At 63.0% G+C, this 26,125-nt stretch carries 21 protein-coding genes and 1 tRNA gene; 9 read left to right on the forward strand and 13 right to left on the reverse strand.

Features of this window, described 5'->3' with window-relative positions; translation table 11 throughout:
• Window positions 1-16: 16 nt before the first annotated feature.
• The 7 genes from ACFOD4_RS11745 to ACFOD4_RS11775 form a co-directional block, all read right to left on the reverse strand.
• Complete coding sequence (locus ACFOD4_RS11745; RefSeq protein ID WP_379596635.1) at window positions 17-523, reverse strand: hypothetical protein; 507 nt, start codon at window positions 521-523, stop codon at window positions 17-19.
• On the reverse strand, window positions 520-1,008 hold the full coding sequence (locus ACFOD4_RS11750) for a hypothetical protein (RefSeq protein WP_379596637.1): 489 nt from the start codon (window positions 1,006-1,008) through the stop codon (window positions 520-522). The genes ACFOD4_RS11745 and ACFOD4_RS11750 overlap by 4 nt, the downstream gene beginning before the upstream one ends.
• 80 nt (window positions 1,009-1,088) lie before the next feature.
• Window positions 1,089-2,435: a 3-carboxy-cis,cis-muconate cycloisomerase gene (gene pcaB / locus ACFOD4_RS11755; RefSeq protein WP_379596639.1), complete on the reverse strand. Its 1,347-nt coding sequence runs from the start codon at window positions 2,433-2,435 to the stop codon at window positions 1,089-1,091.
• Between the two features lie 173 nt (window positions 2,436-2,608).
• On the reverse strand, window positions 2,609-3,766 hold the full coding sequence (gene pcaDC / locus ACFOD4_RS11760) for a bifunctional 3-oxoadipate enol-lactonase/4-carboxymuconolactone decarboxylase PcaDC (RefSeq protein ID WP_379596640.1): 1,158 nt from the start codon (window positions 3,764-3,766) through the stop codon (window positions 2,609-2,611).
• A 96-nt stretch (window positions 3,767-3,862) separates the two neighbouring features.
• On the reverse strand, window positions 3,863-5,188 hold the full coding sequence (locus ACFOD4_RS11765; RefSeq protein WP_379596641.1) for a TRAP transporter large permease: 1,326 nt from the start codon (window positions 5,186-5,188) through the stop codon (window positions 3,863-3,865).
• Window positions 5,185-5,721, reverse strand: coding sequence for a TRAP transporter small permease (locus tag ACFOD4_RS11770; RefSeq protein ID WP_379596642.1), 537 nt, complete (start codon window positions 5,719-5,721; stop codon window positions 5,185-5,187). The genes ACFOD4_RS11765 and ACFOD4_RS11770 overlap by 4 nt, the downstream gene beginning before the upstream one ends.
• Window positions 5,711-6,748 carry a TRAP transporter substrate-binding protein gene (locus ACFOD4_RS11775; RefSeq protein WP_379596644.1) on the reverse strand — a complete coding sequence of 346 codons (1,038 nt, stop codon included), beginning with the start codon at window positions 6,746-6,748 and terminating at the stop codon, window positions 5,711-5,713. Before ACFOD4_RS11775 ends, ACFOD4_RS11770 begins: the two co-directional genes overlap by 11 nt.
• Before the next feature lie 166 nt (window positions 6,749-6,914).
• Between ACFOD4_RS11775 and ACFOD4_RS11780 the strand changes: the two genes are divergently transcribed.
• Entirely contained in the window at window positions 6,915-8,258 is a 1,344-nt protein-coding gene (locus ACFOD4_RS11780) for a methyl-accepting chemotaxis protein (RefSeq protein ID WP_379596646.1), read from the forward strand.
• A gap of 11 nt (window positions 8,259-8,269) precedes the next feature.
• On the opposite strand, the gene ACFOD4_RS11785 is transcribed toward ACFOD4_RS11780, so the two are convergent.
• Window positions 8,270-9,145: an ABC transporter permease gene (locus ACFOD4_RS11785; RefSeq protein ID WP_379596647.1), complete on the reverse strand. Its 876-nt coding sequence runs from the start codon at window positions 9,143-9,145 to the stop codon at window positions 8,270-8,272.
• Entirely contained in the window at window positions 9,135-9,956 is an 822-nt protein-coding gene (locus tag ACFOD4_RS11790) for an ABC transporter ATP-binding protein (protein ID WP_379596648.1), read from the reverse strand. The genes ACFOD4_RS11785 and ACFOD4_RS11790 overlap by 11 nt, the downstream gene beginning before the upstream one ends.
• Before the next feature lie 184 nt (window positions 9,957-10,140).
• Between ACFOD4_RS11790 and ACFOD4_RS11795 the strand changes: the two genes are divergently transcribed.
• The 3 genes from ACFOD4_RS11795 to ACFOD4_RS11805 all read left to right on the forward strand — a co-directional run bounded on the left by ACFOD4_RS11795 (window position 10,141) and on the right by ACFOD4_RS11805 (window position 15,554).
• On the forward strand, window positions 10,141-11,625 hold the full coding sequence (locus ACFOD4_RS11795; protein WP_379596649.1) for an NAD(P)H-hydrate dehydratase: 1,485 nt from the start codon (window positions 10,141-10,143) through the stop codon (window positions 11,623-11,625).
• A gap of 53 nt (window positions 11,626-11,678) precedes the next feature.
• A complete protein-coding gene (locus ACFOD4_RS11800; protein ID WP_379596650.1) occupies window positions 11,679-13,091 on the forward strand; it encodes a malonyl-CoA decarboxylase in 1,413 nt (470 codons plus the stop codon).
• A 69-nt stretch (window positions 13,092-13,160) separates the two neighbouring features.
• Complete coding sequence (locus ACFOD4_RS11805) at window positions 13,161-15,554, forward strand: 1-deoxy-D-xylulose-5-phosphate synthase N-terminal domain-containing protein (protein WP_379596651.1); 2,394 nt, start codon at window positions 13,161-13,163, stop codon at window positions 15,552-15,554.
• Window positions 15,555-15,570: 16 nt separating this feature from the next.
• Here the strand turns inward: ACFOD4_RS11805 and ACFOD4_RS11810 are convergent.
• Window positions 15,571-15,661, reverse strand: a tRNA-Ser gene (locus tag ACFOD4_RS11810).
• Between the two features lie 308 nt (window positions 15,662-15,969).
• On the opposite strand from ACFOD4_RS11810, the gene speD reads away from it, so the two are divergent.
• The 4 genes from speD to recA all read left to right on the forward strand — a co-directional run bounded on the left by speD (window position 15,970) and on the right by recA (window position 20,417).
• Window positions 15,970-16,422, forward strand: coding sequence for an adenosylmethionine decarboxylase (gene speD, locus ACFOD4_RS11815; RefSeq protein ID WP_379596652.1), 453 nt, complete (start codon window positions 15,970-15,972; stop codon window positions 16,420-16,422).
• 76 nt (window positions 16,423-16,498) lie between these two features.
• A complete protein-coding gene (gene speE / locus ACFOD4_RS11820; RefSeq protein WP_379596653.1) occupies window positions 16,499-17,371 on the forward strand; it encodes a polyamine aminopropyltransferase in 873 nt (290 codons plus the stop codon).
• 277 nt (window positions 17,372-17,648) lie between these two features.
• Window positions 17,649-19,181: an ATP-binding protein gene (locus ACFOD4_RS11825; protein ID WP_379596654.1), complete on the forward strand. Its 1,533-nt coding sequence runs from the start codon at window positions 17,649-17,651 to the stop codon at window positions 19,179-19,181.
• 198 nt (window positions 19,182-19,379) lie between these two features.
• Entirely contained in the window at window positions 19,380-20,417 is a 1,038-nt protein-coding gene (recA, locus tag ACFOD4_RS11830; RefSeq protein ID WP_379596656.1) for a recombinase RecA, read from the forward strand.
• Window positions 20,418-20,501: 84 nt separating this feature from the next.
• Here recA and ACFOD4_RS11835 read toward each other — a convergent pair whose 3' ends face one another.
• The 3 genes from ACFOD4_RS11835 to ACFOD4_RS11845 form a co-directional block, all read right to left on the reverse strand.
• Window positions 20,502-21,479, reverse strand: a complete 978-nt coding sequence (locus ACFOD4_RS11835; RefSeq protein WP_379596657.1) for an RluA family pseudouridine synthase — start codon at window positions 21,477-21,479, stop codon at window positions 20,502-20,504.
• A 79-nt stretch (window positions 21,480-21,558) separates the two neighbouring features.
• Complete coding sequence (locus ACFOD4_RS11840; protein WP_379596659.1) at window positions 21,559-21,948, reverse strand: CrcB family protein; 390 nt, start codon at window positions 21,946-21,948, stop codon at window positions 21,559-21,561.
• Window positions 21,945-23,321: a replication-associated recombination protein A gene (locus tag ACFOD4_RS11845; protein WP_379596660.1), complete on the reverse strand. Its 1,377-nt coding sequence runs from the start codon at window positions 23,319-23,321 to the stop codon at window positions 21,945-21,947. Before ACFOD4_RS11845 ends, ACFOD4_RS11840 begins: the two co-directional genes overlap by 4 nt.
• Before the next feature lie 138 nt (window positions 23,322-23,459).
• On the opposite strand from ACFOD4_RS11845, the gene alaS reads away from it, so the two are divergent.
• Window positions 23,460-26,105: an alanine--tRNA ligase gene (alaS, locus tag ACFOD4_RS11850; protein ID WP_379596662.1), complete on the forward strand. Its 2,646-nt coding sequence runs from the start codon at window positions 23,460-23,462 to the stop codon at window positions 26,103-26,105.
• The last annotated feature ends 20 nt before the right edge of the window (window positions 26,106-26,125 follow it).

Raw genomic sequence — 26,125 nt, forward strand, 5'->3', positions numbered from 1 at the left:
AGCTTGGCTGTTCAGCCTATTGCAGGGCGCCCCAGCGATCCACCGCCGGTTCCGCTGCCGCCCATTTCCAGCCACGCCCCTGATGACAGGCGGTGGCGACGAAGATGCCTTCCGGCGCCTCGCCTTCGCGGCCCTCCAGCGTGAACATCACCTCGCGGCAGGAAGCCAGCGGTGTTTCCATGACGCGCGTGACCTCCAGCTTGCCGTGACTGTCCCGCCACCCGAAGGGCAGGCCGCGCTCCACCAGCCATGGATGTGGCTGCCCGGCCGGCAGCGACCCTGCCAGTGCTGCGATGGCGTTCTGCTCATCGGTGGTCATGGAGCGGAACCAGCCCGAAAGCGTGGCCTCCACCACCGTCCGGATGCCCAGGCCCACCGCATAGCCGACCGCCGGATTCGAGGTGAGGCCACCCACAGCGATGCCGCCGATGCCCCCTGCGGCGGCCGCCGTGTTCTCGCCCTTGCCGCCGCTTTCGCATCCCGCGACAACCAGCAGGAGAAGGATCAGCAGCCCGCGCCTCACTGCAGCGAACCCCACCGTTCCGTTGCGGGCTCGGCACTGGCCCATTTCCAGCGATCCCCGGCCCGGCAGATGATGGCGGTGTAGAACTCCGCGGTCTCCAAAGCCGCATCGTCGCGCTGCTCGACCGAGAAGACGATCTCGCGACAGGCCAGGCCCAGCGCACCGATCTCGCGCGCCACGGTAACCCGGCCCTGGTTGTCATACGCCAGCGGGATGGCATGACGTACCGACCAGGTGGCGACCACCCCCATGGACAGCGGACCGGCCGCACCGGCGATGCTATCCTGCTCCGCCTGCTGCAACTCGCGCTGGGTGTACTGCAGACCTGCGCGCGCCAGCGACTGAACGCCGATGCCGATGCCCGCCGCCACCGCTCCATTGTCGCTCACCGCGCTGGACAGCGCGGCGCCGCCAAGGCCTGCCAGATCCGCTGTGCTTTCGCTGAGGAACGCATTGCACCCGCTCAGCGCAAGCAAGGCAAGCATTGCCACCGGCCTCATGCTCTCATGGCGCCTCTCCTTTGGATGATGTCGAGCAGGTCGCGCCTGCAGGCGTGACAACTCGGTCACAGCCGCGCCAGCACGCGGTCGATGAAGGCGTCAGTGCTTCCAAGGTAGCGAGCCGGATCGGTGAGCCGTGCGATAGCCTCGGCATCCAGCGTCGCGGTCACCCTTGGATCGCGACCGAGCGCGGCAGCCAGTGGAACCCGCTCCGCGAGCGCCACGTCACAGGCATGGTGCACGGCATCATGCGCCGCGCCTCGGCCAATATAAGGGGCGAGGCCCATCATCACCGCCTCCGCAACGATCAGCCCGCCCGTCTGGTCAAGGTTGCGTCGCATACGGGCGGCATCCACCGTCATGCCTTCTGCGAGCAGCGCTGCCTGATGCAGCGCGCCATGCGCCAGCGTGAAGGCCTGCGGCAATGCCAGCGGCTCCGCCTGCCAGGGGCCGGTACCGCGTTCCTGGTCCACTGCCATGGCGTTCAGCATCTGCGGCACCAGCGCGGCAACCCCGCGTGCCTGGGCGATGATGTATTCGCAGGCGATGGGATTGCGCTTCTGCGGCATGGTGGAGGAGCCGCCACGGCCCGGGGCATGCGGCTCGGCCACCTCGGCCACCTCAGTCTGCATCAGCAGCATGATGTCGGTAGCGAGCTTCGACAAGGCGCCGGTCATCAGGCCGAGAAAGCACACGGCCTCGGCCATCGTGTCGCGTGCCACGTGCCATGGAGCGTCGGGCGCTACGAGGCGCAGCTCGCGAGCCAGCTCCTCGGCGACGGCGACACCCTGGTCGCCCAGCGAGGCCAGGGTTCCAGCGGCACCGCCGAACTGAAGCTTCAGAAGGCGCGGCAGCAATTCGCGCAGGCGGTCGCTCATGGTGATGAGTGGGGACAGCCAGATGGCGCATTTATAGCCGAAGGTGAGGGGCAGGGCGTGCTGAAGATGCGTCCGGCCTGCCATGACCGTTGCCCGGTGCTCGCGCGCCTGGGCCGCCAGAGCCGCCTGGATGCGCCGGAGGTCGCGGGCGATGATGCCAAAGGCCTCACGCATCTGCAGCACCACGGCCGTGTCCATGATGTCCTGCGTGGTGGCTCCCCAATGGGTCCAGCGCCCCGCCTCGGCCCCGGCCAGTGCGGTCAGCTGCTTTACCAGCCCAACCACTGGGTAGCCGGTGCTGCGAGTGGCCTCCGCGAGGGCAGGAAAATCGATCTGCTCCGGCCTGGCCTGGGCGGAGATGGCCTCCGCAGCTTCCGACGGAATGATGCCGAGGCGTGCCTGCGCACGTGCGAGGGCGGCCTCGACCTCCAGCATCCGGGCCACAAAGGCAGACTCGCCCATGATGCCGCGCATTTCGTCCGTGCCATAGAGGACGGAGAGGATGGTCCCGTCGGCGGGATTGACCGAATGCATGGCGGCTCAGACCTTCTGGAGGCCGGCTGTGCAGCTGTTCCGCAGGCGCCGGACTGATCGCCTACCCGAAGGCTGCACCGGCCCGGCGGTGGCGGATGCAACGCTATCCAGGAGCGTGTTGCTTGCCTCCTGCGGGGGGTGGCAGCGCAGCAGAGCATGGTCTGGCGCCATGATCATGCTCCGTCCTCCATCTGCCGCAGCGTGTCCTTGGCCAGCTTCAAGGCATGGTTGGCAACGGGAACGCCGGCATACGCACCGACCTGCAGAAGTAGCTCCGACAGCTCCTCCGGCGTGACCCCTGTCTGGCGGGTGGCCCGAACATGCAGAACAAATTCCTCATGACGACCCAGAGCCGCCATCATGGCCAGCGTCAAAAGGCTGCGCGTATGCGACGGCAAGCCGGGCCGCGTCCAGATCTGTCCCCAGACGTTGCGAGTGATGTAGTCCTGGAAGGGCTTGTCAAGTGCCGTGACGGCGGCGGAGGCGCGGGCCACATGGGCGTCGCCCAGTATGGCCCTGCGCATGGCGACCCCTGCAGAAAGCTCGTCCGGCTCCGGCGTGAGCTGTGCTTCCAAGTGGCGCACCATCGCAGCGCTTAATGCCGGAGCCGCTTCGTAATTCGGAATGTGGTTGACGCCTGGCAGGATCACGAGGTCGGCGCCTGGGATGGCCGCTTGCAGCGCCCTGGCGGCTGCCAGGGGCGACGCAGGATCATGTTCTCCGACAATAACGGTGCAAGGACCGCCCATCCGGCCAAGCACTTCCCCGGCGCGGGCGTCCCGCAGCGCGGCGGCCGCGGCGGCATAGCCGGCAGGGTCGGTCCGCAGCAGCATCTGCCGCAGGCCATGGGCCGACGGCGTCGAGGGATCCATCACCCAGCGAGGCATCACGGCTTCCACGAGCGCAGCGGTGCCCTGGGCCCTTACCGCTTCGATCCGGGCCTGCCATGTGGCGGGATCCGGGAATTCCAGCGCGGTGTCCACGAGGATCAGCGAGGCGACACGTTCCGGTGCATCTGCGGCAAGCTGCTGCGCGATGCGCCCACCGATCGAAAGACCCGCAACATGCGCTTGCTTGACGCCCAGGGCATCCATCAAAGCGAGCAGGTCAGCGGCGAGGCTCCGCATGCTGTACTCGCCCTCACCGGCTTCGGAGAGGCCGTGACCCCGGATGTCGGGCCGGATGACTCGCCAGCGGCGCGACAGGGCATCGATCTGGGGATCCCACACATGCATTGTGGTGCCGATGGAGTGCAGCAGGAGCACGGGAGGAGCGGATTGTGGCCCCTCGATCACGCAATGAACCAGGCGTTCCCCAATCCGCAAGAACATGCCCGAAGCCTCCCGCCAGCCATCCGTTAGCCGAAGGGTTGCCCCGGCGGGCCGAGTGGTCAAGCCTGCCCGGCCAAACCATCGATGCAATCCGGATCAGGAACCCAGCCAGCGCAGCAGGGTCAGCGACAAAGCGGGAAAAGCAGTGCAAAGGGCAAGCCGAACCAGATCGGCTAGAAGAAAGGGCAGGGTGCCACGATAGATCCTTGTCACGGGTACATCGCGCGCAAGTCCTGCGACCACAAAGACATTCAGCCCGACGGGCGGAGCGGTAAGGCCGATCCCGACCACCACCAGAACGAGAATGCCGAACCAGATCGCCACCTCATCGGGCGGAAGGCCAAAATCAAGCGCCATGACCACGGGAAAAAAGATGGGCAGGGTCAGCAGGATCATCGCCAACTCGTCCATGACCGCACCGAGCAGGAGGTAAACGAGAAGTAGCAGGGCCATCACGCCATAGGCGGGCAGGGCCTGGTCGGCGATCCACATGGCCAGCAGATCCGGGGCCTGAGTCAGCGCCAGAAAGGCATTGAACACCTCGGCACCAAGCAGGATCACAAAGATCATGGCGGTGGTTTCCGCCGTTCCCTGGAGCGCTTCCAGGAACTGCCTCGCGCTGAGCGTTCGCCGTGCCAGCGCGACGCCCAGTGTGGCCACCACCCCGATGGCAGCGCTTTCCGTGGGCGTGAACAAACCACCATAGATGCCGCCGATGACGATCACGGCGATACCCAGGATGGGCAGCACCGCCCGCATTGCCTGCCTCCGGGCCCCGGCCGGAATGGGCAACGCCGCGGGCAGAGCTTCCGGGCGGAGCCTAGCCAGAATTGCAATGGTCAGAATGTAGAACACGGCGGCCAGGATCCCGGGCACCAGCGCCGCCTTGAAGAGCGACGCGATGTTCTGCTCCGTGCTGATCGCGTAGATCACGAGCACGATGCTGGGCGGGATCAGGATGCCCAACGTACCGCCGACAGCAATGGTTCCCGCCGCGAGCCCGGGATCATAGGCGCAGCGGCGAAGTTCCGGCAGGGCCGCCCGACCAAAGGTCGCCGTGGTGGCCACGGACGATCCGCAAACGGCACCGAATGCCGCACAGGCGCCAATGACACCCATGGCCAGCCCGCCGCGGCGCCGGCCCGTCAGGATCTGCGCAGCAGTAAACAAATCCCTCGCCAGGCCGCCGCGTTCCGCAACCGCACCCATCAGGATGAAGAGCGGTATGACGGAGAAGGTATAGTTGGCGAAGAGATGGTAGGGCGTGGTCTTGAGATAGTTGGCCAGCACGGCCCATCCCAGAATGTGCTGGTACCCGCAGGCGCCCACCACCAGCATGGCGAGTCCCACCGGTGCGCGCAGGGCGATCAGGAGAAGCAGCGCCACGAAGCCGCATCCGGCCAGAAGGAATTCCTCGCTCAACGTGCCCCATCCCGCCAGCGCTGCGGCAGGCCATGCAGCGCGGCCAGTCCCACCACCACAAACGCCACCGCGCCGAGCGCAACTGGCCACCACAAGCCAACGCCCAGCACCATGGTGCGTGTGCCGCTGATCCACGCGTCGCGCGCGCCCAGCGCCATCCCCCAGGCCAAGCCTGCTGAACAGGCCGCCCACACCACCGACCAAGCCATGTCAACCAGCGCGTTGACGCGGCGTGGCAGCCAGCTCGTCATGCTGTCGACCATGATGTTGGACCTGCGCAGCGATCCGTAAGCCAGAAAGCCGAGGATGGCGAGGCCGGAGCCGGTCTGCACCAGTTCGAAATCTCCGGCAACCGGTTGCCCGGTCAACGTGCGAGCGCCGACGCTGACGCTGGTGACGAGCGCAACGCCCAGCAGGACCAAGCCGCCAGCCAGCATCAAGGCTCTGGCCATGCGAGGAACAATGCCGGCGCCATCATGCGGTACGCCGAGCGCTTCGGAGCCGCCATTCTTGCTTTCGTCTTCAGGCGGCATGGCGTGCGAAGCTCGCGCGCGCGGCGGCAAGCAGGGCCTCTCCGCCGTCATGCTTCATACGGGACAGCCACGCCTCGGCCACCGGTGCCGTGGCTTGCCGCCAGCGCGCCGCCTCGTCTGCGCTGATCTCGGAAACAGTATTGCCGCGTCGGCGCACGAGTTCCGCGTTCTGCGTCGCCTGGTCATCCAGGCTCATGCCGATCTTTTCTGCCAGCGGCGTCCCGGAATGCGTGTCGAGAACCTGCCGCAGCTCGGCCGGTAGCTGTGAATATCGGTTCTTGTTCATGGCCAGGATGTTGGTCGAAGTGTAAAGGGTGGGCCGTCCAGGGACGGCCGTATGGCTGTGCAGCAACTCGTGCAGCTTGACGGTGGGCACCACCTCCCATGGCACCACGGCGCCGTCGAGTACCCCCTGGCTGAGCGCTTCAGGCACTTGCGGCAGGGGCATGCCGATGGGGGCTGCGCCCAGGGCCCGCAGGGCCTCGCCTGACTGGCGCGTTGGAAATCGTAGCTTCAGGCCGCGCAGATCCTCCAGGTTCGAGACGGGCTTGCGCGTATGGATCAGTCCACCATCATGCGCCCAAAACACGAGGGGCTGAACCTCGGAGAACTCGTCTCCAAGGGACGAGGCGGCAAAATCATGACAAGCAGAGGCATTCTCCACACCGCCCTTGTTGGCGATAAAGGGAAGCTCCATGACTTCGATCCGGGGGAAGCGACCTGCCGTGTAGCCGGGCAGGGTCCAAACAATATCCGCCACACCGTCACGTGCCTGGTCATAAAGCTGCTGCGGGGCTCCGCCGAGCTGCATGGATGGAAAAATCCGGATGCGCAGATTGCCGCCGGAGGCCTGCTCGATCTGCCTGGACCAGGGCACCAGGACGTTGCGGTGGATGTTGGAGACGGCCGGAAGGAAATGGTGCAGCCGCAGCGTCACCGGCCCCGGCCAGGCCAAGGCCGGACGGGCAAATGCCAGCCCCGCAGCCAGGCCCGCACCATGACGCAGTAGGTTTCGGCGGTGCAGCATCATTCTCAATCCCTTCGCCATAGCCGCAGCGTGGCGGGCAGCGAAACCTCGCGCAAGCGGCGGCAATACTTCAGGCTGCGGTTCATCGTCGCTTAAGGCCAATGCTGCATGCTCAGCGGCGAAAGGACGTGGCTGCGCCGCGTCTCCTCACCCCAAAGGCTCAACCATGCCGCGAATAATCCCTGCCGAACTGCGCCAGCGCTGCCATGCCTTCGGCCTGAAGGAAAGTGACCTTGAAACTCTGGCGGGGCTGCAGCCCTTCGCGGAGCAGAAGCTCCCCGCGCTGTTGGAGCAACTGCACGAGCGCTTCGCTGCCTGGCCCACCACTCAGGCCGCGCTCCGCAAGCCCGAGGTTCACAAGCTGCGACTCGCACACTGGCAGCGGATGGTGGCGGGTCGGCTGGACGATGGCTTCCTTCGATCGGCGCAGCTTTTGGCTGAGGCCCTGCATGCCCACGGCGTGCCCGCGCATGCGGTGGCTCTGTGCCATTCGACGGTGATGTACGGGGTGGTGGATGGCATCGGTGCCGGAGTTCAGCCGCGCGGTTTCTTCCGTGGGGAAGGGGATCGACGGATCGCTCAGCGTCTCGCCCTCTCACGCATGGTCTGGCTGGATCTTGAGATCCTGTTGTCGATCTATGTCGAGGCGGAACTGAAGGCGCGGGAAAGGGCCACAGACGCATTGGCATCGAAGTTCGAGGCGCGAATGCGGGGCGTCGTCGATGGCGTGGGCGCGTCGAGCCGCCAGATTGAGGATGCCGCACAAGCCTTGAGCGGCAATGCCGGGCGCAGCGCCGAAATGACAGGGGAGGCGGTGCGATCCGCCAACCGGGCCGACAGCGATGTCCAGGCGGTTGCTGCCGCGGCGGAGGAGCTGGCGGGCTCTGTCGCTCAGATTGGCCGTCAGCTCGGGGAGGCCACGCGGATCGCGGGCCGTGCCGTAGAGGATGCGCGGCGCACCGATGCGGTGGTGCAGGCCCTGGCAGAGGGCGCCGGCAGGATCGATGATGTGGTCAGCCTGATCAGCTCCATCGCGGGGCAGACCAATTTGCTTGCCCTCAATGCAACCATCGAGGCGGCACGGGCAGGCGAGGCAGGCAAGGGCTTTGCCGTGGTGGCGAGCGAAGTGAAGAGCCTTGCCAACCAGACTGCCAAGGCCACCGAGGAAATCAGCGGCCAGATCAGCCAGGTACAGGGCGCCACACGCGAGGCCGTGGCGGCCATCGAGACGATTGCTCGCACCATCGGCGAAGTGAACCAGATCGCCTCCGAGATTGCCGCGGCTGTGGATCAGCAAGGGCAGACCGCGCATGCGATCGCCCGCAACGTTCAGCAGGCAGCCGAGGGCAACCGTCTGGTGACCGGTTTGATGCGGGGCTTCGAGAGCAGCGCCGGTGCCTCGCAGCAGGTCGCCGTACAATTGGGCGATGCGGTGCGTGCTCTGTCCACCCAATCCCACGCGTTGAATGAGGCTGTGGGCGGCTTTCTGAAGACGGTGCGGGCGGCCTGACGCTCGAAGGCTCAGCCGTCCAGCGGCGCGACGTTTTGCTCTGCCTGGCCACGCATGGCCCAGCCTGTGGTGCGTTGTTCGATGGCGGCGGCCACGGCGTACATGGCGACACCCATGACCGCGGTCACCACCAAGCCAGCGAAGACCAGGGGAACGTCGAACCGGCTGCTGGCGGACAACATCAACTGGCCGATACCCGCATTCGAGCCCACTGTTTCCGCCAAGATCGACCCCACAAAAGCAACCGTGATGGCGATCTTCAAGGAGGCAAAGAAATAGGGCATTGCGCGTGGCAGGCCAACTTTTCGGATGATGTCCGAGGGCCGTGCTCCGAGCGCCCTCAACACGTCACGCAGTTCCGGTTCCACGGTGGCGATGCCCGTGGCGACGTTGACCACGATGGGGAAGAAGCTGATCAGGAAGGCCGTGATGATGGCCGGGATCGTGCCAATACCGAACCAGATCACCAGGATCGGAACCACCGCCACCTTGGGGATCGAGTTGAAGCCGATCAGAAGGGGATAGAGGCCGTGGTAGAGCAGGGTGGAACTGCCAATGGCGACCCCCAGCCCAAGCCCGAAGATGATGGCCAGGGCAAATCCGGCCAAGGTGGTCATCAGGGTCTGCCAAGCATTCGTCAGTAGCGGATCCCACCACTGCACCATGCTGCCGGCAATGGCGGAGGGAGCAGGCAGGATAAAGGCATCGATGGCCAGGGCATGGACCGCCGCTTCCCATAGAAGGAAAGTGCCCAGCATGATCACCCATGGCAGCAGCTTTTCCAGCCGGCGCCGGCGACGAGCCTTCACGGCCATCGCTTCCACACGGCGTGCTGCGGCCTGCCCCTTGGTGCGCTGCTCCGACATGGGTGCGGGATCATGCGGCATCGGCAACGCCTTGTTCAGCGCCCTGGCGGGCCGCGTGGATGTGGTCGCGCAATTCGTGCACCAACTCCTGAAAATGCTGGTCATAGGTGTTCTCGAGCCTGCGGGGGCGCGGCAGGTCGATGCGCCGCTCATTGATGATGCGCCCCGGCCGGGACGACATCACCAAGACCCTGTCCGCCAGAAACACAGCTTCCCGCAAATCATGCGTGACCAGGATCACCGTGGGTTTCAGGGATAGGCAGACATCCTGCAACTGGGCCCAAAGCTCCTCCCGCGTGAAGATGTCGAGGGCGCCGAAGGGCTCGTCCAACATCAGCAGCTGAGGATCATGAATCAGCGCCCTGCACAGGCTAGCGCGCTGCTGCATGCCTCCGGAAAGCTGATGGGGATAATGAGTGCCGAAGCCTGCCAAGCCGACCATGTCCAGCAGTCGGCCGGCCTTGTCTGCATAGTAAGCACGTTTGGCGCGCAACTGCCGACGATGAGGCTCCACTACCTCCAGCGGCAACATGACATTGCCTAAAATGGTGCGCCAGGGCAGCAAGGTAGGATTTTGGAAGGCCATGCCTACCATGGGCAAGGGCCCATCGACTTCACGGCCACCCACCGTGACACTCCCCGAGCTTGACGGCCATAGCCCGCTCACCAGTTTCATCAGCGTGGATTTTCCACAACCGGAGGGACCAACCACGGCCACGAATTCGCCACGCTCGACCTGCAGCGACGTTCCGCTCAGGGCGAGGGTCGCATCGGCGCCGCCGTAACGCATCGCGACGTCATCGATTTCCACGAAAGGCTGCCCGGCTGCCATGCGCCATCCCTCTGCTCGCGCGCCCCTACTGCCCGGCAAGCGACGTGGAATGCAAGATCGCCTGTAAGCGACGATGCCGCTGATGGCGGGGCCGGTGTTCAGGTCCCCGAACTTTTTTGCCACGGCGCTTCGCACCCGATCGCTCCAGAGTGCGTTGTCCGCGTAGCGGAGGGGGGCGTGATCCGTGTCAAAGGGCATGACCTTGTTGCAATCCATCGAGTTGCTGACCCCGGCACAGATGCTCCAAGCGGATCTATCGGCCGCTGAATTTGGCGTTGCCGGCCTGACGCTGATGCGGGCAGCAGGTATGGCGACCGCTCGTGCTATCTGCCAACGCTTCCGACCGTGCCGCACTCTTGTTCTGACCGGGCCAGGCCATAATGGTGGCGACGGCTATGTGGTGGCGCGTGTTTTGGAGAGCCGTGGATGGCCAGTCGCCGTCGCGGCACTTTCTTTGCCCCGCGAAGGGAGCGACGCCGCGGTTGTGGCAGCCGAATGGCGAGGTCCGATCGTTCCGTTGGACCCGACGGAAATCGCCCGTTCCGGGTTGATTGTTGACGCCCTTTTTGGCGCCGGGCTGCGAGGCGATCTGCCGCCAGGGCTGGTGGAACTGCTGCGCGGTGTTTCGGTGCCCGTGGTGGCCATCGACGTCCCATCCGGAGTGGACGGCGAGAGCGGGGTGGTGCGGGGCTATGCTCTGCAGGCCACCTTGACGGTGACCTTCTTTCGCCTCAAGCCAGGGCACCTGCTGCTGCCTGGACGTGACCTTTGTGGCGAACTGGTTTTGGCGCCTATCGGGCTACCGACGAGCGTTCTGACTGGCCTGGACGTACAATGCTTCGCCAACAAGCCACCTTTATGGACGCTGCCTGCCCGGACATCCCAAAGCCATAAATATTCGCTGGGCCATGTGACGATCCCGGCCGGGAAAGCCATGCCCGGAGCTGCGACACTGGCGGCCGGTGCGGCGCGGCGTGCAGGAGCAGGGCTTGTGACCCTGGCGGCACCAGATAACGATACCGCAACGATCTTTCGGGGCGGTGAACCTGGTCTGCTTGTGCGCGAGGACAGCCTGGAACAACTGCTGCAGGACAAGCGGCGGAATGCATGGCTGCTTGGACCTGGTCTTCCTCCAGATCAGGAAACGTTGCTGATGCTGCGGCAGATTGTTCAGGCCGGACGGGAGGCGGTGGTTGATGGCGGTGCACTCACCGCCGCTACAGGTAATCCCTCGGCGCTGAAGGGCGCGGCGGTGCTGACGCCGCATGCCGGAGAGTTTGCCCGCGTCTTCGGTGCGGCAGGGGAGAACCGCATGGCTGCGGCCCGCTCGGCAGCGGCGGACACAGGTGCAGTGGTAATCCTGAAGGGATCCGACAGCATCATCGCTGCGCCTGATGGACGAGGGGCGATCAACGCCGATGCCCCGCCAGCACTCGCCACAGCAGGAAGTGGCGATGTTCTGGCTGGGCTGGTCGCGGGACTTCTTGCGCAATCCATGCCACGCTTTGAGGCTGCCTGCGCCGCCGTGTGGCTTCATGCCGAAGCAGCACGTCTTGCACTCTCCGGAACGACCTTGGAACGACCTCTGATCGCCGAAGCCTTACTGACCGAAATCAGCGCCGCCTTCGCCACCGCCCATTCCATCCGGGCTTGGCTTCAGGCAAGGTGATCACCAGATATTTCGGCAGATTTCACCCCGCTTGCGGGCGCTGAGGAGGGTTCATGTCAGACGTCGCCATTGCTCCTGCCGGCTCTGAGGCGGGGCTGTTCGACAGAGCACTCAAGCGTGTCACTCTGTTGTGGCGCGACATGGCTGCTTCCGTGACGGGGCCTGCGGAGGATGCTTCCTGGGAAGCAAGGATGCGGGCCTGCCTGGAAGCGCGGGGCGGTGAAATTTCTGCACGCAACCGCGCTGCCAGCCTGGCTCAGTCTTACCTGAAGGTGGACGAAGGCGGCCAAGCAGATTTCTTCAACGCTCTGGCAGGGTTCGACTCCGACCCACAGATGGTCGAAGCCGCAATGCGGGAGGTTTCCGCCGCACGGGACAGCGCTGTCCGTGCTGCGGCCAAGGCCAAGCTGCGCCGCGTCCTGGAGCCGCCTCGCCTGAGGTTGCTGACGCAGTTTACCACCATCCCTGACGGCATGAAGTTCCTGGTGGATCTGCGGGCCGATCTGCAGCGACTGATGGGCAAGGATCCGGTATTGAACGCGTTGGATGCCGATCTGCGCGGATTGCTCGCGAACTGGTTCGATCTTGGCTTTCTTGATCTCCGCCGGATCGACTGGAACTCGCCCGCCGCCCTTCTGGAGAAGCTCGTCGGATACGAGGCGGTGCACCGCATCAAGACCTGGCGTGACCTGAAGAACCGTCTCGATTCTGATCGCCGCTGCTACGCCTTCTTCCATCCGCGTATGCCCGAGGAGCCACTCATCTTCGTGGAAGTGGCGCTGGTCCAGGGGCTTTCGGCCTCGGTACAGAAGTTGCTCGATGAGAAGGCTCCAGTACAGGATCTTCGCAAGGCCGATACGGCGATTTTCTATTCCATCAATAACTGCCAGCGCGGGCTGGACGGCATCTCCTTCGGCAATTTCCTGATCAAGCGTGTGGTGGCACTGCTCCAGGATGAGCTTCCTAACCTCAAGAGCTTCTCCACCTTGTCTCCGATTCCCGGCTTCCGGCGCTGGCTTGAGGAACAGGCGAACATGCCTGAGCCGCGCTTGTTGACTGAGGATGAAAACAAGCAACTAGTGGAGTGGTCCGGGCTTGGAAGTGGCCGTGAAGCGTTGAAGGCCTTGCTGGCTGGGCCGCGTGCCTTGGCGGGAAGCTGGGGGCTGAAGGCGGAACCGGTGCTGACGCGTCTCTGTGCGCGCTACCTTGTTCTGGAAACCGGAAGGGGCGGCAAACGGGCCCGGGACCCTGTCGGTCATTTCCATCTGTCAAATGGAGCACGGGTGGAGCGGATCAACTGGCGGGGCGACATCTCTGACAAAGGGATGCGTGAGTCACTGGGCTTCATGGTGAATTATCTCTACGATCCGACCAAGATCGAAGATTACCACGAGGCTTACGTGGGTGAAGGCAGCAGGGCCGCGACCACGGCGCTGCGTAAATTGGCACGAAGCGGGCCAAGCTAGGATTGGTGGTCTTCTCGGATTTCTCCTAGCCTTCATCCGTCCAGGATCGAAGCAAAGGGGAAATCCCTCATGAACGCCACGCCAGACCCGCGCAAGTTCCGCCCATCCGGCGACCCATCCCGCCACCTGGCGCTGTTGCGCGCGATGGAACGGAAGCTCCTCTGGCTCTCGGCTTGGATGATCCACCATGCCAACCATGTGCGGCCAAACCTTGATGGTTTGAAGGTGGGTGGCCATCAGGCCTCCTCTGCTTCGGTCACGGCGATCATGACGGCGCTGTACTTTGATCTGCTGCGTCCGCAGGACCGTGTGGCGGTGAAGCCGCACGCCGGGCCGGTTTTCCACGCCGTCAACTATTTGCTGGGCCGACAAAGCCGGGAGAAACTGGAAACGTTGCGCCAGTTCAACGGCATCCAGCCCTATCCTTCCAGGGTCAAGGATGGGTCGGAGGTGGATTTCTCCACGGGCTCTGTTGGCCTGGGAGTGGCGCTGACAAGCTTTGCCGCCCTGGTGCAGGACTATGTGCATCTGCATGGGCTTGCACGTGACGGTATGCCCAAGGGTCGGCACGTCGCCATTGTGGGTGATGCCGAGCTTGATGAGGGCAACATCTATGAAGCCCTGTTGGAAGGCTGGAAACACGACATTCGCGATGTCTGGTGGGTGGTCGATTACAACCGCCAGAGCCTCGATTCTGTGGTCCCGGACCGCCTCTTCGGCCGCATCGAGGGACTATTCAGGGACATGGGGTGGAATGTTGTTACCCTGAAATACGGAAAGAAGCTGGAGGCTGCCTTCATGCGGCCAGACGGCGAGCACCTGCGCCGTTGGATCGACGACTGTCCCAACAGTCTCTACGCCGCCCTGACCTTTCAAGGCGGTGCGGCGTGGCGGGCTGCCGTGCTGGCGGAGCTTGGCCGCATCGAAGGCGTCAGGGCCATTGTCGATCCTCTGAGCGACGAGGAACTAGGCGCCCTGATGACCAATCTTGGCGGTCATGACCTGGAAACGCTGACGGAAGCGTTTCGCGCCCAGGAAGCGGCGGGTGACCAGCCCACCTGCTTTATCGCCTACACGGTCAAGGGCATGGGATTACCTTTTGCCGGGCACAAGGACAACCATGCCGGCCTGATGACGCCCGAGCAGATGCAGGCCTTCCGCAACGAGATGGGCATCCGTGAAGGCCATGAATGGGACCGTTTTGAAGGATTGATTCCCTCGGAAGCGGAGCTGGATGGCTTTCTCCGGGGGATACCCTTCGCAGCGGTCCTGGCGCCGGAGGGGCGGCGTCTTGAAGCGCCGGAGGTCGTTGTTCCGGCCCTCTTGGCGCCGCCACGGCTCTCGCCGTCGCGGATCCTTTCCACACAGGCCGGCTTCGGCGAATTGATGGCGGAGATCGGGCGAGGGGCCCGCGAGTGGGCCGATGTTGCCGAGCGCGTGGTGACAACCAGTCCCGACGTCACCGTTTCCACCAGCCTTGGTCCATGGGTCAACCGGCGTGGCATCTTCGACCGACACATGAAGAATGACGTGTTTCGTGATGCCAAGCTGGCAAGCGCTCAGCGCTGGGGCATGTCTCCCAAAGGGCAACATGTTGAGCTCGGCATTGCAGAACAGAACCTTTTTCTGGTCCTCGGCGCCCTGGGGCTCGCCGATCGGATGCATGGCGCAAGGCTCCTGCCGGTGGGAACCGTCTACGATCCTTTCGTGAACCGCGGTCTCGATGCGCTGATCTACGCCTGTTACCAAGATGCGCGGTTCCTTCTCGTCTCGACACCTTCCGGCATTACCCTGGCGCCTGAAGGAGGGCAGCACCAGAGCATCAACACACCGCTTATCGGCATGGCGCAGGACAGGCTGGCTGCGTACGAGCCGGCGCATGGCGACGAATTGGCCATTCTGCTCCGCCACGCTTTCCACCACATGCAGAAACCGGATGGATCAGCGGTCTGGCTGCGTCTCTCCACACGGGGCATTCCGCAACCGGAACGGCAACTCGACCCATCGGCCGTGATCTCTGGCGGCCACTGGGTTGTGCCTCCTGAGGAAGGGGCCCGAATCGTCATAGCCTATCAGGGAGCCGTGGCGCCGGAAGCCAAGGTCGCTTTCGACGAGCTTCAGGCTGAGGAGCCAGGTGCCGGCCTCCTTGCCATCACCAGCCCTGACCGCTTGCATGCCGACTGGTTGTCAGCACGACGCCTTGCCCGAAAAGGGCCGGGCGCGGCGCCGTCCCATATCGAGAAGCTGCTGGCGCCTTTAGCAAGCGACGCGGCTATCGTGTCGGTGCTGGATGGTCATCCAGCAGCACATGCGTGGCTAGGCGCGGTCCGCGGCATGAGGGTTGTGCCGCTTGGTGTGGATCGGTTCGGCCAGGCCGGCAATATCCCCGATCTTTACCGGGAATACGGTCTCGACAGCGATGCCATTCTCGATGCCTGCGCCGAGGCGATGCTGAGGATTTGAGGGCAGGGAGAGCTAATGGCGGATGGGGTGGGATTCGAACCCACGATACCCTTTTGAGGTATACACACTTTCCAGGCGTGCGCCTTCGACCACTCGGCCACCCATCCAGCGCAGGCGGCGGGGTATAGCAGGCCTGTTTGCCTGGACAAGGGGTGAGACACCCGGATTACCCTGAAAATTCTGCTACGGGAGTTTTTCCGTAGAAGCCTCGGGGGGGTCCGGGGCATTTGCGGGTCGGTTTCGCTTCAGCGCGGAGAGATGCGCGTTGAACGCAGGAAGGACCCGCGATTTTTTCGGCCGAAAAGTCCCGATTTTTCTTGTGGGCGGGGGGCGGATGCCTCATAAGCCGCCCCCGTTGACCCCGATCGAACCCCGATCACCCTGGTCATCTTCTGGTGGGAAGGAGCACACGCTCATGGACGCTCTCGTTTCTCCGCTGGGGATGGTCTCGGATTGCAGCCCGAGCGAAGCCCAGTCTGTTAATAACCACGGCGAGCCGAAGGACCACTTCGTCGAGCGCGATGGCGTGCGTTTCGCTGGTACGCACCTGATCGTTGATCTGTGGGGCGCGACCAACCTCAACGACCCTGCGCACATCGATTCCGTGTTGCGCGAGGCCGCCATCGAGACCGGCGCGACCATTCTGCATGGCCACTTCCATCACTTCTCCCCTGAGGGTGTGTCCGGCGTGCTGGTTTTGGCCGAGAGCCACATCTCGATCCACACATGGCCGGAACGTGCTTATGCCGCGCTCGACATCTTCGTCTGCGGGATCTGCAATCCGTACAAGGCGGTGCCGATCCTGAAGAAGGGCTTCGAGCCGGAGCGCGTGCAACTGGCTGAGCACAAGCGCGGGCTGATCGGCTGACCACAGCCTTTCATGTGACGCGGCCAGGGGCGGGATCCTAGGATCCCGCCTTCTTGTTTTGGATCGAGGACGAACCATGCCGACCGAATCCTGGGTGAACGAGACGCTCTATGCCGAATGGGGCCAGCGCTTCCTGGTGAAGCGAGAGCTCGCTCGCGTCCAAAGTGAGTTCCAGGACATCATGCTGTTCGAGAGCTACAGCCATGGTCGGGTGATGTTGCTCGACGGCGCCGTGCAGATCACGGAGAAGGACGAGTTCGTTTATCAGGAGATGCTGACCCATGTGCCGCTGCTGGCGCATGGCGCTGCCCGACGCGTCCTGATCATCGGCGCCGGCGATGGCGGTGTGCTGAAGCGGGTTCTGCAGCACAAAACCGTCGAGAAGGCAGTAATGGTGGAGATCGATGGCGAGGTGATCCGCCTCTGCCGCGAGCACATGCCGGACATCGGTGGTTCGGCCTGGACGGATCCCCGTGCCGAAGTCATCGTCGGAGACGGCATCGACTATGTCCGTAAGGCCGAGACTGGCAGCTTCGACGTTATGATCGTTGACTCGACCGATCCCATCGGCGTCGGCGAAGTGCTTTTCACGGACGAGTTCTATGCCAATGCGGCCCGGCTGCTGTCTGAACGCGGCCTGATTGTCAATCAGTGCGGCGTGCCGATCATGCAGGCGGAGGAGCTTGAGGTAACCAGCCTTCGTCGTGGCAAGGCGTTCAATGATATCTGGGCCTATGTTGTGGCGGTTCCCACCTATGTAGGCGGCTTTATGACTTTGGGGTGGGCTGCAAAGGATGCTTCCTTGCGCCAGGTCGACGTAGCCACCATCCGGCAGAGGGCAGAGGCGGCCGGTGTGGCCGGCCAGACGCAGTACTGGACGCCGGAAATTCATGTGGGAGCGTTCAATTTGCCCCCCTACATCAGCAAGCATCTTCCCCTGGCAAGCTAAGCTCATCTTGAAGAGGATCGATCCGAACAGCTCCGATCCTCTTCAAGATGCAGAAAATCGCCGGAGAAGCTTCGCTTTCAGCCGCTGGGTTAATGATTCATTCACCGCTTGCATGACTCCTTATGGCCCGGTGGATCACCAGCAGGAGTGCGGACGTGCAGGTTGGCAACAGGTTTCGGAACGGGCCTGCCGGATTCTCCTTCCCTGTTCGACGTAGCACCGCGACTATGGCCATGCCTGCGGCCTTCTTCAGGTCCAGCGGCGCCGAGTAGCCGACGTGAATCTGCTGGAGAATTGGCGTAAGGCGCGCAAAGTCGGGGCGAAGCCGGCCGATGATTTATTTGCCTGCCTCCCGGATGCTGCGTTTCGCATGGACAAGCAGAAGTGCCTGCTGGAAGCGAACACAGCCCTGCTGCGTGTTCTCGGCCCCATCGTACCTGTTCGCACCGGCATGCCTGCAAAGAACATCTTCCGCGCTTCGTCGCGTGATGACTTCCTCGCATGGACACAGCACCCACAGGGAGAGGCGGAGCTTCAACTTGCCACGCTGGATGATCGGGCTCCCTCAACCTTTGCGCCATTGCTGGTGATCAGTTGCGATGTTGCCGGCGACACGGTGATTCTGAAAGACGTCAGCCAGCAGAGCATCTTGGTGGCTCAGACACAGGAAGCAGAGCGCCTCCAGGCACTTGGCGCACTTGCTGGCGGCATCGCGCATGACTTCAACAATCTCTTGTCAGTCGTTATCGGAGCAGCCGACCAAGCTGTTCAGCTTCTAGATGAAAAAGGCGTATCGCAGCCTCGGGAAGAGCTGGAGCAGATCAGGCAGGCAGCCGAAAGGGGCGGCGCGCTCGTTCGTCAGCTGCTGGCCTACGCCAGACAACAGGTTCTGACCCCGCAGAATGTTGCGCTCAATCGGGCGGTCAGGAGCATGGCTCAGATGCTGCGGCCGGTTCTGGGGCAGGGCATAACCTTGGATCTGGCGCTGGAAGAGCCGGAACGTTTGGTGCGCATTGATCCCTCGCAGCTTGATCGTGTGGTGATGAACCTTGCAATGAATGCAAGGAACGCCATGCCGAACGGCGGGCGGCTTTCGATCTCGACAGGGCGCTCCTTGCTGCTGGAGCCGCTTTCCGCCGATCCGGATGATGTTCCCGCTGGAAGATGGAGCGTTCTGCAGGTCGCAGATACAGGAAGTGGCATTTCTCCCGATATTCGAAGTCGGATCTTCGAGCCTTTCTTCACCAGCCGCGCGCGAAGCGGTGGGAGCGGCATGGGGCTTGCCACTGTCTATGGAATCATTCGCCAGTCCGGCGGCTACGTCCTCTTTGACAGCGAGGTCGGACAGGGAACGCGCTTCCGGATCCTGCTGCCGCGTGTTGAGGGGGTGGGCGAAGAACAGCCGAAATCCGGCAAAGTGCCAACTGTCCCAGCTGAGCACCAACCTGCCGGGTTACTTCTCCTGGTAGACGATGAAGCGCCTCTACGGCTGCTGGCTGAACGGGCCTTACGTCGGGCAGGCTGGAATGTTGTGGCTGCTGAGGATGGCGAGGCTGCCCTGTTCTTGGTGGAGCAAGAGGGGCTCCGGCCATCGATCTTGGTGTCGGATGTCGTCATGCCAGGCATGGACGGCCCTGCCCTGCGGGACCGCCTGCGGCAATTCTTTCCTGCGCTTCCGGTACTGCTGGTAAGTGGATATGCCCCATCCATCGTGGGGAAAGGCATAACCGAGGACCGCCTCGCGCATCTTGCAAAACCCTACCGCCCCGCAGAGCTTGTAGAGGCTGTTCGAAAATTGGCGGCTGATTGATCCCTTGTCTTTCTTTGGTGGAGAGAACATATAGGGAACTCATGGCTCTATGTGATGTTGAAATCTTTGTGGGGAAATTGACCACCGTACGGTAGAGTTCAGGTGGATGAAGCGCGATTCTGCCCTGCTGATTTGGGACAAGACGCTCACTAGATTGGAACCTCGACATTCTCGCCTTTGGCGAAAGGGATTTCCAGAATGGATAAGAACAAGGCACTCGATGCTGCGCTCAGCCAGATCGAAAGGGCCTTCGGCAAAGGCTCCATCATGCGGATGGGCGCCAAGCAGCAATCCGACGAAATTGAGGTAATCCCAACTGGATCACTGGGTCTGGATTTGGCACTCGGGATCGGCGGCCTGCCGAAGGGACGTATTGTAGAGATTTATGGTCCTGAGAGCTCAGGCAAGACCACGCTTGCGCTGCACGCCATCGCTGAGGCTCAGAAGCGCGGCGGCACCTGCGCCTTCGTGGATGCGGAGCATGCGCTCGATCCAGGCTACGCCCGCAAGCTTGGCGTCGATGTCGATAATCTGCTGATCAGCCAGCCTGATGCCGGCGAACAGGCCTTGGAGATTGCCGACACCCTGGTCAGGTCCGGCGCGGTTGACGTGCTGGTGGTGGACTCCGTGGCCGCCCTGGTTCCGCGTGCCGAGTTGGAAGGCGAAATGGGCGACAGTCACGTCGGCCTGCATGCCCGCCTGATGAGCCAGGCACTGCGCAAGCTGACAGGCTCGGTTTCCCGCTCCAACACCTTGCTGATCTTTTTGAACCAGATTCGGCTCAAGATCGGCGTGATGTTCGGCAACCCGGAGACAACGACGGGGGGCAATGCGCTGAAGTTCTATGCCTCGGTTCGCCTGGAGATCCGTCGCATCGGGCAGATCAAGGATCGCGAGGAAGTCACCGGCAATCAGACACGCGTCAAAGTGGTGAAGAACAAGATGGCGCCGCCTTTCCGGCAGGTCGAGTTCGACATCATGTATGGCGAAGGCGTCTCAAAGGTTGGCGAACTGATCGACCTCGGCGTGAAGGCCGGCGTCGTGGAGAAATCGGGTGCTTGGTTCAGCTGCGACAGCCAGCGGATCGGTCAAGGGCGCGAGAATGCCAAGCAGTTCATGCGCGACAACCCCTCCATGGCCGACAGCATTGAGCAGCGGATCAGGTCTCAGGCTGGTATCGTTGCTAACAGCATGATGGTGGGACCGGAACCCGACGAAGCCGCAGCGGCCGAATAGTGTCGGCCTGAGCGTTTTGGATGATGAAAGCGCCGGATATGTCCGGCGCTTTTCTTGCTTATCGAAGATTTGCTGGCGAGCAGCTCAGGGTGTGCGGCGTGCCGCATGGGTGCGCGGGACCTCGAAGCCGAGAGTCGAGAAGCTTTCCGTCATGTGGCGAGGAAGCGGAGCAGTTACTTCCAGAGACCCACCATCCGGATGCGGAACGGAGATGGCGCGCGCATGAAGATGCAGTGCGTGCGACATGCCCTCCAGGTGCGCCTGTTGCCCGCCATACTTGCCATCACCCAGGATGGGGCAGGCGAGGGCCGCCGCGCAGTGCACTCGCAGCTGATGCGTGCGGCCCGTCAAGGGCTTCAGCTCAAGCCATGTCGCATGGCGTCGCGCTACATCGATGGTGTTGAACTCAGTGATGGCGTAGGCTCCATCCTTGCCTTCGGCGGGCACAATCCTTTCTCCACGAGGACCGCCTTGCTTGGCCAGGGGCATGTCGATGCGCCCCCCCTGGATCTGCGGCTGACCGACCACAAGAGCCCAGTAAGTCTTCTGCGCGTCACGCCCACGAAAAGCCGAGGCAAGGCGGTTGGCGGCAAAGGCGCCACGCGCCAGCAGAAGGACCCCCGAGGTGTCGCGGTCTAGCCGGTGCACCAGTCGCGGCCGCTCGTCATGACCGAAGCGAAGCACATCAAGCATGCCATCCAGATGCTTGCGGATGTTCGGCCCGCCTTGCACCGGTAAACCATGCGGCTTGTTCAGCGCGATGACGTGCTCGTCCCGGTAGAGGATCATCCGCTCCAGGTCGCGAGCATCTTCCTCAGAAGCCATTCGCTCCCGCGCAGGAGCTTCCGGTGCCGGCCCTTCCGGCAACGGAGGAATGCGAATTTCCTGCCCGCGTTCTAGCCGCGTACTGGCCTCGGCACGGCGTCCATCAACCCGGATCTGCCCGGTGCGCAGCATTTTTTGTAGCGCACCCTGGGTCAGTTGCGGGAAGTGACGGCGAAACCAGCGGTCTAAGCGTGATTCCGCGTCGGCCGCATGCACAATTCGATGTTGAACACTCATGGCATTCTCAAGAAGGCTTCAGTGAACCTCATAGCAGAAAGGTGGCAAATCCCCATGCGGATGCCGCTCGCCACCGGCGTCAGGCTAGCCGCCGTCCTAAGGTCAAGAAGATGAAGAAGGCACTCAGCCCCAGCCCTACGGTCAGCGCGACATAGGCGAAGGCCGCCACACCTGAGCGCTGCGCCAAAGAGCCCGTATCCAAGGAGAAGGCTGAGAAGGTGGTGAAGCCGCCAAGCACACCGGTCACCAGGAAGAGCCGCATAGCATCCGATAGCACGAGCGGACCTACTGCCAAGCCTGTCAGGAAGCCGATCACAGCACTCCCGGAGACGTTCACGATCAGTGTCGCCCATGGCCAAGCCGTGCCGAACCACATGAGGCAGAGCACTCCAAGCAAATGGCGCAGAACAGCCCCGGATGCTCCACCCGCTGCCACGAGAACCAGTGCAACAGGAGAGGCGGGGCTCATTCCCGCAGCTTGCTCCGCTGCCTCTGCAGCCGAAGACTGGACCAGTGTTCCAGACGATCCCGAATCTGCGCTTCCCGGCCTCGATCTGTAGGCCGGTAAAACTGCTGCCTCTCCATGTCATCCGGAAAGTAGTTCTGGCCGCTGAAGGCTTCATCGGAATCATGGTCGTAATCGTAGTTTTGCCCGTATCCCAGCTGCTTCATGAGCTTCGTCGGAGCATTCAGAATATGTGTGGGCGGCATCAGGCTGCCGGTTTGTTTCGCGGCCCGTCGCGCAGTTCCATAGGCTTTGTAGACCGCGTTGGACTTTGGAGCGACGCCGAGATGAACCACGAGCTGCGCGAGGGCCAGCTCTCCCTCGGGTGATCCCAGGCGTTCGTAGGATTCCCAGGCCGCGATCGCGGCGGGCAAGGCGGTAGGGTCGGCTAGGCCCACATCCTCTGCCGCGAACCGCGTCAGGCGGCGTGCAATGTAGCGAGGGTCTTCGCCGCCTTCGAGCATCCGGCAAAACCAGTACAAGGCGGCGTCCGGATCGCTGCCGCGGAGGGACTTATGAAGGGCCGAGATCAGATTGTAATGCTCTTCCCGATCCTTGTCGTAGAGGGCCGCCCGTTTGGAAAGCAGAGCAGACAGGCCGGCGTTGTCCAAAGGTTGCGGGACATCCTCCGCCAGGAGTTGCTCCGCCATGTTGAGGCCGTACCGGCCATCACCGTCGGCCATCGCCCGCAGCGTTCCTCTCGCCTCCATCGTAAGGGGGAGAGGGCGGTCCGCCTCATTTTCCGCCCGCGCCAGAAGCTTCTCAAGCGCTTCGTCATCCAACCGCTTCAGTACCAGAACCTGGCAACGCGAGAGCAAGGCGCCATTCAGGGCAAAGGAGGGGTTCTCGGTGGTCGCACCCACCAGGATGACGGTGCCGTCCTCCACATAAGGTAAAAATCCATCCTGCTGCGCGCGGTTAAACCGATGAATTTCATCGACGAACAGCAGGGTCCCCTGTCCGATGCCACGTCGCGCTCTGGCTTCGTCGAAGACTCGCTTTAGGTCGGCCACACCGGAGAACACCGCCGATAGCGGTGCGAACCGCAATCCGGATGCGTCGGCGAGGAGACGGGCAATGGTGGTTTTCCCGACGCCTGGAGGTCCCCAAAGAATCAGGGATGCCATAGCGCCCCTGGCAAGCATCCTTGTCAAGCTGCCGCTTGTGCCAAGCAAATGATCCTGCCCGACAATCTCGTTCAGGTTGCGTGGCCTCAGACGATCGGCAAGCGGCCGGATGGTTTCGGCCTGGCTGTGGCTTCCGACGTTCGATACCGGTTCTCCGGCGGAGGAGCCGAAGAGATCGCCATTGTCGGATGTGGATCTACGCGCCGGCATGGCTTGCCTGTGAAGCATCTCGGTTTCAGCAATAAGCCGCCCGCAAGTGCGGCGAATGGTGCTGGGCTTTCCACTCTAGCTCTGGCGCGCTACGTCAGCTACCCACCATTCGCCGACGCCAGGGCAAGACAGCGGACGATGACCAGCAGCAACGACATCCGTGCGACCTTCCTCGAATACTTCGCCCGCAACGGCCATACCATAGTGGAGAGCTCTCCGCTGGTTCCCCGCAACGACCCCACGCTGATGTTCACCAACAGTGGAATGGTGCAGTTCAAGAACGTGTTCACCGGGCAGGAAAGGCGACCCTACTCCAGAGCCACGACCGCGCAAAAGTCGGTTCGCGCAGGTGGTAAACACAATGACCTGGACAATGTTGGCTATACAGCGCGGCATCATACATTTTTCGAAATGCTGGGTAACTTTTCTTTTGGCGATTACTTCAAGGATCAGGCCATTACTCATGCCTGGACCTTGCTGACCAAAGATTTCGGCTTGCCCAAGGAGAAGCTCCTGGTCACGGTCTTCTCGGAGGATGAGGACGCCGCGGCACTTTGGCGCAAGATTGCGGGCCTGCCGGATGAGCGCATCATCCGCATCCCTACAAGCGACAATTTCTGGCGTATGGGCGATACCGGGCCATGTGGCCCTTGTTCCGAGATTTTCTTTGATCACGGCGACAGCATTCCGGGCGGTCCACCTGGAAGTCCAGATGAGGATGGCGATCGGTTCATCGAGATCTGGAACCTCGTCTTCATGCAGTATCTTGAGGACCCGGCAGGGGTACGCAATCCGCTGCCTCGGCCATCTATCGATACCGGCATGGGACTTGAGCGTTTCGCCGCTATTCTGCAGGGCAAGCACGATAACTACGACATCGACACCTTCCGGGCGTTGATTCTGGCCAGTGCTGAGCTGACCGGTCAGGCGCCCGATGGGCCCTTCAAGGTCAGTCACCGCGTGGTGGCGGATCATCTGCGGTCTGGCGCATTCCTCATCGCCGACGGTGTCATGCCGTCCAATGAAGGAAGGGGCTACGTGCTTCGGCGCATCCTACGCCGCGCGATGCGCCACGCTCACCTTATGGGCACGAAGGAGCCGTTGCTTTACCGGTTGCTGCCAGTTCTGGTCCGGCAGATGGGCACAGCCTATTCCGAACTCGTCCGCGCCGAGGCGTTGATCTCCGAGACGCTTAAGCTGGAAGAGGGCCGCTTCCGGACCTTGCTCGAGCGTGGGCTCGGCCTGTTGTCGGAGGAAAGCGCAAAGCTGTCGGATGGCGGCGTGCTTCCGGGTGACGTTGCCTTCCGTTTGTATGACACCTACGGCTTCCCCGTGGATCTGACCCAGGATGCATTACGCGGCGAAGGAAAAGCCGTTGACCTTGCCGGGTTCGAGGCGGCCATGGCCGAGCAGAAGCGGCGTGCCCGTGCCGCTTGGGCTGGCTCTGGCGAGGCTGCGACCGAGGCTGGATGGTTCGACCTCAAGGAGAAGCTCGGTACGACCGAGTTTCTTGGCTACTCCACGGAGACCGCTGAGGGCGAGATCCTGGCGATGCTCTCTGGTAGCGTACCTCTTGCCCAGGCACCTGCCGGAACGGAAGTTGCGGTCGTTCTGAACCAAACGCCCTTCTACGCCGAGAGTGGAGGGCAGGTTGGTGATGCCGGCCTCATCACCGGCGCCGATGGCCTGAAGATCGCGGTTCGCGATACGCAGAAGAAGCTGGGGCTCTTCGTGCACCTCGGCATTGTCGAGGCCGGTGAAGCCCGCATCGGCACCGCCGTAACCGCGACGGTGGACCACGAGCGTCGATCAGCGATCCGCGCCCACCATTCTGCCACTCATCTGCTGCACGAGGCGCTACGCCGACGACTGGGGTCCCATGTGACGCAGAAGGGCAGCCTCAACGCGCCTGATCGCCTGCGGTTCGATGTGTCCCAGCCGACACCGATCACCCCCAGCGACCTGTCCTGGGTCGAGGCCGAGGTGAATGCTCGCATTCGGCAGAATTCCGAGGTCGTCACCCGCCTGATGACCCCGGAGGCTGCGGTCGAGGTTGGCGCAATGGCCTTGTTCGGCGAGAAGTACGGTGATGAGGTACGCGTTGTCGGCATGGGCAAGGATCCCAACGCCGTCGATCGCCACGGCGTCTACTCGCTGGAGCTCTGCGGTGGCACTCACGTGCGCCAAACAGGCGATATAGGCCTTTTCAAAATCGTCGCTGAAGGTGCTGTTTCAGCCGGCGTACGCCGCATCGAAGCAGTGACCGGTGAGGCAGCCCTGTCGCTTATCGGAGACGAGCAGCGCTTGTTGAGGGATGCCGCCAGTGTGCTGAAGGTTTCGCCCACAGACCTGCCCGCCCGCGTGTCCGGACTGGTGGAGGAACGGCGGAAACTTGAGCGCGACCTTGCCGAGCTGCGCAAGCAACTGGCCACTGGTGCCGGCAGCACCGCAGTAGAGGATCTAGCGGGAGTCCGTTTTTCCGGCCGCAATCTGGGAGAGGTTCCACCGCGTGACCTGAAGGGCATGGCGGACGCGATCCTGAAATCCGGGCAAGCAGATGTTGTGGCGTTGTTGTCCACCGCCGACGGGAAGGCGAGCATCGTTGTGGGCGTGGGCGAGGCAGTTAAAGATCAGGTTGATGCCATTGGTCTCGTTCGCGTCGGAAGTCTTGCCCTGGGTGGCAAAGGCGGGGGCGGACGCTCTGACATGGCTCAGGCCGGTGGACCGGACGCTTCCAAGGCGGACGAGGCGATCGCCGCTATTCGGAGTATGTTGGCCGGCTGAACAACTGCGGCGAGGGGAGC

Source organism: Teichococcus globiformis (genome assembly GCF_042646265.1).
Classification (GTDB): domain Bacteria; phylum Pseudomonadota; class Alphaproteobacteria; order Acetobacterales; family Acetobacteraceae; genus Pseudoroseomonas; species Pseudoroseomonas globiformis.